8 protein-coding genes and 4 pseudogenes are annotated in these 11263 nt (G+C 50.3%); 2 read left to right on the top strand and 10 right to left on the bottom strand.

Annotated features, from left to right (window positions below; translation table 11 throughout):
- The 5 genes and pseudogenes from ACTNBK_RS15615 to ACTNBK_RS15595 form a co-directional block, all read right to left on the bottom strand.
- Positions 1-209, bottom strand: a pseudogene (locus tag ACTNBK_RS15615) (IS256 family transposase); the annotation flags it as partial.
- Positions 210-300: 91 nt separating this feature from the next.
- Complete coding sequence (locus ACTNBK_RS15610) at positions 301-570, bottom strand: hypothetical protein (protein ID WP_441147502.1); 270 nt, start codon at positions 568-570, stop codon at positions 301-303.
- 27 nt (positions 571-597) lie between these two features.
- Positions 598-789 (bottom strand): helix-turn-helix transcriptional regulator, encoded by a 192-nt coding sequence (locus ACTNBK_RS15605; protein WP_441147500.1) that lies wholly within the window; start codon positions 787-789, stop codon positions 598-600.
- 118 nt (positions 790-907) lie between these two features.
- Positions 908-1330 carry a very short patch repair endonuclease gene (locus tag ACTNBK_RS15600; protein ID WP_441147498.1) on the bottom strand — a complete coding sequence of 141 codons (423 nt, stop codon included), beginning with the start codon at positions 1328-1330 and terminating at the stop codon, positions 908-910.
- A gap of 215 nt (positions 1331-1545) precedes the next feature.
- Positions 1546-3420, bottom strand: a pseudogene (locus tag ACTNBK_RS15595) (DEAD/DEAH box helicase family protein); the annotation flags it as partial.
- A 225-nt stretch (positions 3421-3645) separates the two neighbouring features.
- On the opposite strand from ACTNBK_RS15595, the gene ACTNBK_RS15590 reads away from it, so the two are divergent.
- The gene (locus ACTNBK_RS15590) at positions 3646-4320 is read left to right on the top strand and encodes an alpha/beta hydrolase (RefSeq protein WP_441147496.1); all 675 of its coding nucleotides are present in this window, start codon (positions 3646-3648) and stop codon (positions 4318-4320) included.
- Between the two features lie 143 nt (positions 4321-4463).
- Here the strand turns inward: ACTNBK_RS15590 and ACTNBK_RS15585 are convergent, their stop codons facing one another.
- Positions 4464-4652 carry a hypothetical protein gene (locus ACTNBK_RS15585; protein WP_441147494.1) on the bottom strand — a complete coding sequence of 63 codons (189 nt, stop codon included), beginning with the start codon at positions 4650-4652 and terminating at the stop codon, positions 4464-4466.
- Positions 4653-4912: 260 nt separating this feature from the next.
- Positions 4913-6025, bottom strand: a pseudogene (locus tag ACTNBK_RS15580) (AAA family ATPase); the annotation flags it as partial.
- A gap of 73 nt (positions 6026-6098) precedes the next feature.
- Between ACTNBK_RS15580 and ACTNBK_RS15575 the strand changes: the two are divergent.
- Positions 6099-6212, top strand: a complete 114-nt coding sequence (locus ACTNBK_RS15575) for a helix-turn-helix domain-containing protein (protein ID WP_441147492.1) — start codon at positions 6099-6101, stop codon at positions 6210-6212.
- A 364-nt stretch (positions 6213-6576) separates the two neighbouring features.
- On the opposite strand, the gene ACTNBK_RS15570 is transcribed toward ACTNBK_RS15575, so the two are convergent.
- The 3 genes and pseudogenes from ACTNBK_RS15570 to ACTNBK_RS15560 form a co-directional block, all read right to left on the bottom strand.
- Entirely contained in the window at positions 6577-7896 is a 1320-nt protein-coding gene (locus tag ACTNBK_RS15570; RefSeq protein WP_441147490.1) for a GntP family permease, read from the bottom strand.
- A 41-nt stretch (positions 7897-7937) separates the two neighbouring features.
- Positions 7938-8927, bottom strand: coding sequence for a ketopantoate reductase family protein (locus ACTNBK_RS15565; RefSeq protein WP_441147488.1), 990 nt, complete (start codon positions 8925-8927; stop codon positions 7938-7940).
- Positions 8928-8985: 58 nt separating this feature from the next.
- Positions 8986-10560 (bottom strand): annotated as a pseudogene (locus ACTNBK_RS15560) (DEAD/DEAH box helicase family protein); the annotation flags it as partial.
- Positions 10561-11263 lie beyond the last annotated feature (703 nt).

The following is an 11263-nucleotide window of genomic DNA, read 5'->3' as shown; positions in this document are numbered from 1 at the left end:
TTGTCCGTGTCCTTATTTTTATAGTCGTACCTGCTGTAGCCCAGTTCGTCGTCCAGCTCAGCATCAAGGCCGTTTTCCATGAACTCGGCAATCGTCTCTTTGAACAGGCTCTGGATGTCGTCCATGCTGCCGATGTTCGCCATCTGCAACAGCTCTCTGATCTTTTCCCTGCGGGCATTTTCTTCCGGTGTGCGTTTCTTTCTTGCCATAATAAAACCTCCACTGTGGTGCTTCTATTATACACCACCTTGGAGGTTTACACAAAATGTGGGATGGTCTCATGCATTTGCTGCGCAGACTTTAATCACACGCAGCGCCTATGCTGTAATTCGCTTTGTATGATTGTTCCACATAATTGGTTCCAGTCTCAGCGTCGTATAAGGCAGCAACGTAGGCATCTTTTTCCGCATTGGTCATGCCTGCAGTAGCTTTTTCAATTTCCTCATAGCTGGTATTCAGCCTGCGTTCGCCGTTATCGCACGCGAACTCTATTTCGTAAGGAATGCCCAGGCGGTCAAGCGCGTGTTCGACAGCACCTATTCCACTGAACACAGTTCCTAATTTAAGCATATATCATCGTCTCCTTGATCCGCGGGTTTACTCCTCGCTTTTATCGCTATCTATCCATTCGTCAATCTCTGACTTTTTGAACTTCCAGAGTTTCCCGCCGACCTTGTGGGCTGGCATGTTCTTGGTCTTTATCCAGGTACGAATGGTTGTGGCCTTGACGCCAAGATAAGCCGCAACTTCGTCTATTCCGATGTAGTTATCGTTTATGTTATCAGTCATAGTGGCCTCCGTTTCTTCAAACTAAAATCAGACATAATATTATAACACGTAATTTGTGTCATTTTCAATACGTTTCTGTTACTTTTATTCTGTTTCGCTCACTTACATTATGCTTTTATCAGTTTGTATCAGTTTTTATCTGTTTTATGACTGCTTCCATGATTTCCTCAAAGCTCTTTTTTATTTCGCATTCCCAGATAACAATGACCTTCCATCCGGCTTCCTCAAGCAGCTGCTTATTTTTCTGATCATTGCGGGCATTGGTATCAAATTTATTCTGCCAGAATTCTGTTCTGGTTTTTGGCGTTGTTGCTCCCTTACATCCTTCATGTCGATGCCAGAAGCAACCGTGTACGAAAATTACAGTACGATATTTCGGCAGCACAACGTCCGGTGTTCCGGGATACCTTTTGTCGTTCTTCCGGAATCGGAACCCCTGGGCAAATAGGTACTGCCGGACCTTCATCTCGATGGACGTGTCCTTGCCCTTGATCCTTCCCATATTCCAGCTCCGTTTTTCTGGAGTAAGCCTGTCTGCCATTCTGATTCCTCCCATAAACCTTTTAACGATTGTCTGCTATCGTTGAAAGGTACGCACCCGTATATAAAAAAAGCGCCCCTCTACGGGCGTCAGTACTTTCCATCCCTCGGCATCCCGGCCGCTCCGCGAACCGTCGAATGCCCGGAAACCTTGATTTATGCGGCTTTTTCGGCGCTGCACCTACCGTTGCATTGTATCAATCTTGAAATCTTCACGTCATTGTAGATGTCCACCACAAAAATAAAGCGGATCTCACCGTTCACCAGCCGCCCCTTGGCGGTCTTTCTCTCCTCATCAGAGGACTTTCCAGTCAGGAAGATGGAGGGTATTCCGCAATCGTTGAAATAGCGGCACATAAAGTCCGCGTGCTCAATGGATACGCAGAAACCCAGACCCTTGACCTCGTCGATGTCGGTTACATACTTCAGGAGTGAGGACACCACCAGATCGGCACGGCGGTTGGCCACGGCTCCGCTGAGGGTGTAAAGATTGGAAAGCTCATTTTTGTCGTAGCCGCCGGCGCTCCATTTCAGGGTGTTCAGATCTACCGTGTCGGTGACGCCGAAATATTGGAAGGGACACAGCAGCTTGCGGTCAATGGCCTCCGGCAGGCGGATTTCCGCAGCAATCCGGTTGTTGAAATAGGGCAGCACGCTCTTACCGTCCATGCGCTCCGGGGTGGCGGTCAGGCCCAGGAGAATCTGGGGCTGGTAGTAGGACAGCAGATTCTGATAGGTAGGCGCTGCCGCATGGTGGAACTCGTCCACAACAATGTAATCATAAAACTCCGGGGTAGTCTTGGAGGCAAAATCTTGCGAGTTGAAGGTCTGAATGGACAAAAACAGGTGGTCAATGCCCTCTGGCCGGTAGCTGCCCACAAACAGCTCCCCCAAATTGGCGTCCTTCAAAACCGCCCGGAAGGTGTACAGGCTCTGCCGCAGGATCTCCTCCCGATGGGCAACAAAGAGCAGCCTGCATGGCTTTCCGGGGTGTTGCTTGCAAAAGCGCCTATAGTCCAGAGCGGAGATCACCGTCTTTCCGGTACCGGTGGCGGCCACCACCAGGTTGCGGGTGTAGCCCCGGACGGTGCGCTCCGCCTCCAGTTTGTCCAGAATCTCCTGTTGGTAGGAGTAGGGTGCGATATCCATGGTGTACACTTCAGCGTTGTTAGCGTCGAAGTATTTTTCCGCCTTCAGCGCCCGGGCCAGCCGCTCCTTCTGATCCTCGGAGTAGTACTCAAATTCGTTGGAATTCCAGTAGCTCTCAAAGGTGGCGGCGATCTTGTCGATGGTCTCGGGCAGATCCCGGCGGGTGACCTTCACATTCCACTCCAGGCCGCTGGAGATGGCGGCGTTGGACAGGTTGGAGGAGCCCACATAGGCGGTGGTAAAGCCGGTGTCCCGGTAAAAGACATAGGTCTTGGCGTGGAGCCGTGTGCGCTTAGTATCATAGCTGACCTTGATTTGTGTGTTGGGCAGCTTGCGTAGTTCCTCAATCGCCTTCACATCGGTAGCTCCCATGTAGGAGGTGGTGATGATCCGCAGCTCCCCTCCGTTCTGGGTGAACTCCCGCAGCTCGTCCATCAGGAGCCGTAGGCCGCTCCACTTGATGAAGGACACCAGCATATCGATGCGGTCGGCAGAGACGATCTCCTTTTTCAGCTCTGAGTACATCTGTGGCTCATGGATGGCCCCGGTGAACAGACTGCTCTGTGCGATAGAGGTTTCCGGCCGGCTCAGGTCGCCAGCCGTCTTGCCTACCGCCAGCCGGGGATCCTGCTCCCGTAAAAGCGCAAGAAGCTGCTCTGCTCGCTGGTCAACGCTCAGCGTGGCAAAGTCAGCTTCTTGTGTTGTATCCTGAATGAGGTCTACAATCTTGTTAGCAAGGCCAATTTGCGTAGAGATATCGCCACCATTATCCACCACGTTCTCCAGGCCCTTTTGCACCACATCCGCCAGGTACTGCGCCAGCACCTTGGAAGCCTCTGCTTTGTCAATGGGCGCAACCGATTTACGGGCCTCAGGAATTTCCGAAAGCTCACGGTCCAGGGCGGTATTGATGACTTGTTCGTAGAGGCCAGGTGGGAGCATTATATTTCACTCTTCCTATCTCGTCTTCGCAGATATATTATATTTAGTATAACTGGAATTCCAGAATCCGACAAGGACTTACCGGAAAATACCAACAGATCCGTCTGTCTTTCTTGACATGTCTTTCCGATCACGGGGAAATCAGTTTAGCATAATATTAATCCAATAAACAGGACTATTTTTCGCGTTTCCCCCTGTCAAAATAGAAAGTGGATGATTCAAGCTATGTGCATTTTTTCAACAATCAGTAAAACGATATCTATTTTTCCAAGCCTTGACACAAACGCACCTGTAATCTACCTCAACACTTTCGCTGATGAAGGACAGATAGTATATGAGGTCGCACAGGCGGCCGGCTGTCCGCCGTTTACGCTAGTGGCTATCAGCGATCTGGACTGGAATCATGACATGGTGCCCTGGGACAGCCCTCCTGCCTTTAAAAATGCCGACCCCTGCACCGGCGGCGCGGATGACTATCTGCGGCTTCTGACTGAGGAGATCATCCCAATGGCAGAGCAAGAGGTCCTTGGTATGCCATCCTGGCGCGGAATCGCCGGGTATTCTCTGGCCGGTCTGTTCGCCCTGTACGCCATCTACCAGACGGATTTATTTTCCCGGGTGGGCAGCATGTCCGGCTCTCTCTGGTTTCCCGGAATAAAGGAGTACATCTTCTCCCATGAACCAAAGCGTTGGCCGGACTGCATGTACTTTTCTCTAGGCAATAAGGAGAGCAAAATTCGAAACCCAGTTCTGAGAAATGTTAGACAGAACACAGAAGAGATCCATACTTTCTACCAAAGCAAGGGGATCAATACGGTATTTCAGCTAAATCCGGGCAACCACTACAATCATACTGTTGAGCGCACAGTGGCAGGTCTTTGTTGGCTCCTGAGCGGGTGAGGCAAGTCCTCTTCTCTACGGGACGGTAGTCCTTTGTATATAGCGTATTAAAATTGATACATTTGGCATATTGATGTTGAGTTTTATAAAATATTTCAAGGCGTTCCCCGTATTCCTTTTCTATGGTCACAGGTCAAGTAATTTTACCAGTTATCAAACTGTCGTTTAAAAATATATAGACCGTTGTCAGTGCTGAAAGTGACTATGACTATATCTGCAATCTCGACAAGATTGGCAAAAAGCTGCTGATGTCCTCCTTCAGCTGCGCCGCCGAACCTGACAACATCGAGTTCGGCTAGATACACCGCCACGCCATCGACAAGGGTATGCACCTGGGCCGACCACCTGATTCAGGTATTTGAACCCGGGGAGGTCTCTGCTAAGGCTCACAGCATAGATTAAAATAATTGCAACCACGGCAATATTTAAAAAGTTGATTCCGAGAAAAGACCGACTGTTGAAAAATTTAGATTTCATCCCGAATTTCCAAATGAAATAGCTAAAAAAGGTGTCCTGGAATTCCGCATTTTCCATCCAGGACACCTTTTAAACAATATTATTTCCGGAAATTTTTATTTTCAATAGGCCCTTTTCACTTATCAACTATAGACTTAAGTTTGCACTCGTTAAAAGCAGGAATCGCATCTAGTGTCCCATCAAATAATGCAGCATACACTTTTTTGTCCGCTCTGAGTTGGTACTTCTCGAGTGGATTAATAATGGAAGCTCCATTATTATCTTTACTAACAAAGCATATTTCGTCATTACGTAGAAAATCTGCCGCTAAGAGCCGCGACTCATGCGATGTAATAATTAATTGTGTATTTCTTGTTTGAGCCATTTTTAGAAATAGTTCTATTATTTTTGCAGTCATTGCCGGATGTAAACAGCGATCAATCTCGTCAATTATAAAAATACGGTTGTTGGAAATTTTAAAAAGAATTTCAATCAGATCTAAAAGTCTAGCTGTTCCATCTGATTCCTCGTTCAAGTCAAAGTAAATGTTTCTTCTTTCGTGGCTAAATTCTATTGTTGTAATTTTGATCTTGTTTTCACGATCGATTTCGAAGGTATAGAATTCTTTGTAAGAACGAACCATGATTTTAGGAGAATCATCTTCATCAGAATTATTACGAGTATTTGCCTTTTCTAAATCAGAAGTAATTTTGGTATATAGTTCATCTGGAATTTTACTTTTAATTACTTCTATAGGAACTTCAACTACTTTTAATTCACTAATTCCAGTTCCTAGAGCATTTAATAGTTCTGCTATTTCTTCAAGATTTGAATCTGTAAAATATGGATATCCAGTCAAAATACTATCTGGAAAACTAATATTTAGTTTAATTGCAAACCATTCAAAAATATCACGGAGAATCTTCAGTTCTGGTAGGTCTGCAAACATTTTTCCTTTATTCTTATTAATTATTGATAGAAAAAGAGTCTCGCTATCAGCAACACTATCTTCTCCGTAGTTATTTAGCTTTGCAATTGAATCTGCTTGCTTAAAGTATTGTCCAACAAAAAATGTTTCTGCAACAGTATCTCTTTCATACAATATCTTTTGTGAATCTCCGCTATTCTTTTCATGCAAATATTCCTTCAAAATACTTCCTGTTGATAAAAGAATAGAAAAACTATATGAAAAGATTTTTTTATTACAAAGTATTTCTATTTCAAATTCAGTTGGCGTGTTTTTCATTTCCGGGTCTAACCTGTGGTGTCATTGCCCTTCATGTGCACAAAAGATTGTCCAAACTGCGGAAAGGAGTTCTGTGATGCTGGAACAGTACGATGATTTATTGACGACGGATGAGGCCTGCGAGGTATTGAAAATGGGGAAAAATGCGCTGTATGAGTTGCTGGCCTCCGGCTCTTTAAAGGTTTTCTGAAACGGTCGGGTCTGGCGCATCCCCAAGCTGGCGTTGGTTGAATTAATCTGCACACGGTCCAAATTAAACCGAAAAATTCCTTAGTCATCCCTAAACCGCGCCTCATTGGTAGTCGGTATGGATGTCTGTATATCATTTAAAGTACACATCGCGGCAGAGATATTCCTCACAATTATAGGTCCATACATCCGTTTATATTGCGGTATAAACGCTCCGGTCAGCAAGGCTTATCCTGCCAAATAGTAAGGGGACGGGCAACCTTGCCCGTCCCCTGCTTTGCTGTTGGAGTATTGTATGATATCTCCTTCGACAGAAGCATCGCAATGGGATATCTCCTTCTTAGGCTCATGTTGGTAATATCACGTCAGATGCCCAGCAAGACGCAGGCGGCCGTGGCCACAATCACTACCAGTACAGGGATGCACACGCTGCACGCAAACACATGGCGGTAGGCATTCTTGTGGTTGAGGCCCAGTACGCTGAACATAAGGAAGAGGCCGGGAGAATGAGGCAGGGTATCCAGGCCGCCGGCAGCGATGGAAGTCAGGCGGTGGAGAATCTCCAGATTGCAGCCGGAGCTGAGGAAGGTGTCCGACAGAGACTGGTACATGAGTCGCAGACCGCCAGAGGAGGAGCCGGTGATGCCTGAAAACACGCTGGTGGCGAAGACACCCCGGACATAGGGATTCATATCCAGGCTCAGTACCCAGTCCACAATGCTCTGGAAGGCGTCGGAATTCTGCACCACGGTACCGAAGGCCAGTACGGCGGCCAGACCGCCGATGCCGGAGATACCGCCACCAAGGCCGTCAGTGAGCAGTCTCTTCCAGTCCTTGCCCTTCAGTCGGCCAAAGTTGAGCACATAGGTAAGGACGGCGCCCAGCAGCATGGCGCAGGTGGCCAACATGGTGGAGTTGGAGACAAACTTTCCACCCACTATGATGACCAGCAGCAGTACCACGATGGGCAGGAAGGCCTTCCAGGCGGAGGGCAGCTGGCTGCGGTCCTTGATCTCAAAGAGGGCCGGGTCCACATTGTCAGGGTAGGACCACACCTCACCCCGGGCCACCGCTTTGTTCTTGGCCCAGGTACAATAGAGCATGCACAGTGCGAAAATGGCAATGGTGCAGATGATGCTGAATAGAGGCGCAGCAACCATAGTCGTCCCCAGGTACTCTGTAGGCACCACATTGGTAAGCTGAGGAGTGCCGGGCAGCGTGGTCATGGTGTAGGTGGCAGAGCCCACGATGAGGCAGGCCATGGTCAGGTGACGGGGCAGATTGGCCTCTTTGAACAGCAGGAACATGATGGGCGCCACAGCGTAGACCACCACAAAGAGGCTCACGCCGCCGTAGGTCAGCACCGAGACGATGAGGATGGTGACCAGCATGATATTCTTTTTGCCAAACCAGTCTATGAACTTGTAGCCGATGGCAGTGGCTGAACCGGACTCATCCATCAACTTGGCGTACAGGCTGGAGCAGGCGAACATAAGGAAATAGCTCATGTAAGCGCTGGTATAGCCGGACATATAATGGGTGGCGAAGCCCTCCCACAATGGGATGCGGTTGCAAACAATTGCCACCAAGGCTGCGATCAAGGTCAGGGGCAGGGCGCCCAGTCCCTTGTAAGCACCAAAAATCAGGACTGCGATGGCCAGGATAAGGCCAATGATACCGATCATAGGTCTGTGTCCTCCTTCTTCATCTCTTGTGTAAGCCCTTTTCAGGCCTGGTACAGGTCATAGGAGAAGAGACTCCGGTCAAAGAGCTTCACGTTCTCCATGGACAAGGGAAGCTCTCCCCGCTCGATCTTGGTGACGATTTCCACCACCTTATCGTTGAAGGGGGTGTCGATACCGTACTTGTCTCCGGTCTCGCAGACGTAGCCGTTGATCATCCGCACCTCGGTGGGCTTGCCCTTTTCCAGGTCCTGGAGCATGCTGGCCTTGGCGGTACGCATATCGGAGTACATGGTGAGGAACATCTCCTGATCCGCGTTGAACATGGCCTGGTCCACAATATCCAGGGTCTCGGGAGACTGTTCATGGAGGAGGATGGGCAGCTGGTAGCCCGCCGCCTCGCAGCATTGCTTGACCTCCCGGCCCAGATAGCTCAGGCAGGCCCGGGCCACGTCGTTGTCCAGCACCCCGCCGAAGGTAGTGCCGCAGGCAGCCGACATACCGCTCATGCAGGCGTTGTTGATGAGCTTGCCCCAGCGGGAGGCCATGAGACTGTCGGACACGGCGGTGGGCCCCATATAGCCCAGCACATCAGCCACCTTGCGGATCCGGTCACCGATGGAGCCATCCATCTCGCCGATCTCAAAGAGGTGGTCGTTCCGGGACAGGTCCTGGGTAAGTTCAGAAACACCGGGAGAGACAAAGGTGGCGCCCCACAGCACCGTGCCGCCCACGGTGCGGCCCTCCCCCACATAGCTGGCCACATAGGGCTCGGGGACACCGTTTTGCAGGGTGCACACCGTGCTGTCCGGACCCAGGTGGGGCAGCAGGTTGGGCAGGACCACGTCATTGGCAGTCTGCTTGGTGAAGAGGAAGACAATGTCGTAGATTCCTTCCATCTGCTCGGGAGTGATGGCCTTGACGGGGACGGTGAAGTCCACCGTACCCACGATGTGAGCACCCTTTTCGTTGAGCGCCTCCACGTGGGCCTGGTAGCTGTCGATCATCTCCACATCGCAGCCGTTCTTGGTCATGTAGGCTCCCAGCACCGTAGGAAATGCCCTCCTCCAGGAATTTCAGCTTGCTCTCCACAGTGAGGAAGTCCACCAGGAAGCCGTCCTTTACTGCCTGGTCCAGTTCGTAGCCATAGGTGGGCACGCCGCTCTCCAGCTCAAAGACCTCGTAGGTGTTCTTGTCGATCTCATCCTTTGGGGTGGCGGTGAGGCCTACCAGGGGAGCGTCAAAATAGTTGAAAATGTCCCGGTACTTGTTGTAGATGGAGCGGTGGGCCTCGTCGCAGATGACCAGGTCGAAGTGGCCTACGGTGAACAGCTTCCCCTCCCCATCTTCCACCGAGTCGATGCAGTTCATCATGGTCTGGTAGGTGGAAAAGACACAGTGGGCAGTGTAGTTATCCTTCTCCTCGCAAAGGTTTGTCACGGAGAGGTCGGGCAGCAGGTTCACAAAGCTGCGCTTGGCCTGGGTGACCAGGGAGTTGCGGTCGGCCAGGAAGAGGACGTTTTTCACCCAGCCGTGCTGAAGGAGCACCTTCACCAGGGCGATGACCGTGCGGGTCTTGCCCGAGCCAGTGGCCATGACCAGCAGGGCCTTCCGGCGGTTTTGGGACAAAGCCAGACAGGTGGCTTTGATGGCCCCCTCTTGGTAATAGCGGCCCGCGATGGCGTGGTCCACCTGGATGTACTTGAGGCTGGTACGCATAGCCCGGAGGTTGAAGAGTTTCTCCAGATCCCGCTTGGAGTAGAAGGCGGCCACCCGACGCTCCGGGTAGACCCCATCGTCCAGGCGGGTGTCAAAGCCGTTGGTGAGGAAGATCACCGGGCGGCGGCCATACTTCTGCTCCAGCAGGTCGGCGTACAGTTTGGCCTGCTGGCGGCCCTTGGCCGGGTCCACGCAGGTGCGCTTGGCCTCAATGATGGCCAGAGGGCGGTGGGCGTCGTCGTAGAGCACATAGTCGGCATAGCCCACCTCGCTCTTGTTGGGCATACCGGGCAGCTCCACCTCATTGAGCCAGTCCTTCCCCTCTGTCCAGCCCGCGTCGGTGAGCATGGCATCGATGTACAGCTTGCGGGTCTTGTACTCGGAGAGATCCAGGGGCTTGGGGGTATAGCCGGGCTGCTGAGCCTCCCGGCGGGCGGTGAGTTCTGCCCTCAGGGCCTCGTTCTCCGCCATGAGGGCGGTAAGATCCACCTCAGGCGCAGGGGCGGGAGCCGGGGCGGCGGTCTGCTGTTCCAGCAGGGCTGGGTCAAATGCTCCGGGGGTGTAGGTGGTGCCGTAGCAGCAGGCGATGAAGTCCATAAAGCACCAAAGGTTTTCCAGGCACAGCCGTGCCTGCTCCTCGGTGATCTTCTTCCCAGTGTGGGCGGCGGCGTTGCCCGTCTGGCGGATGTACTTGAGGCGCTGCCACAGGTCCCGGTCCACAATGGCCCGGAAGTCCCCGGCATCCATGAGGCTGACCAGCCGGTCGTCATATAGCATGACCAAAGCGCCGTCCACGGAGTACATCCATTTGACGGCAAACTCTACCGCCCGGCGGCAGTTCAGCACACAGGCCGCCGGGTCGATGGCGTAGATTTTTTCCGCTGTGACGGCGACCTCCCCGAAGGTAGTAAATTGGGAGTCGGAGAGGAGAAAATCGAAGTTGGTCATGGTGACACCTCATTGTCTTATAACATTTCCATCGACTTCATTATCATCTACTTCTTTAATTTCTATGGAATTATCACGAAGATCTCTAATATGGCCGATGTGGAACCAACTCAAAGTCTTTATTGACGCAACAAAGTGATGGTTATTTTCTCCTATCAGTGGAGAATCATTCGATACAAGAATGATTCTCCACTCGTTTTGCCACTGATAGGACAAATCTTTTTTAAAAAACACATTGTATTGATTTCCATTTTCATCGTTCAAAATTTCAATATGATATTCTGAGTGTATGTCAACATAAGAAACTGCTCCCCATTTTCCTCCAAGTTGATTCCCAGTTATTTAATCAAGCATATTGTGCAGAAATTCAACTTTATTAAAAAGGGCATGGTAAGAGCCAAATTGTTCCATTTCAGATATGAATTCTTCTTTAAATTTTAATGAAAATTCGGTTTCTTTCCGAAGAATATGTTCAGATAGTTGAGAACAGCAATAATAAAGTGTGATCTTATTATCACCTTTAAATCCGACCGTAAAATTCTGTATGAAATCAAGAGGTATCTTTATTCTCTCTTCTGGTGATTCCTCTGGACCTAGGGAATCTCTGATTTAATCCGCACTACCATAAAGGCTCCGGATGTGGGATAATAACACTATCAACGCAATGGTGGTGTATGGGGATGAAGAAACAGGAAACATTTAC

The sequence above is a fragment of the Intestinimonas sp. HCP28S3_D6 genome (assembly GCF_052065695.1).
Classification (GTDB): Bacteria; Bacillota; Clostridia; order Oscillospirales; family Oscillospiraceae; genus Intestinimonas.
This window is presented reverse-complemented; position numbering and strand designations above follow the sequence as displayed.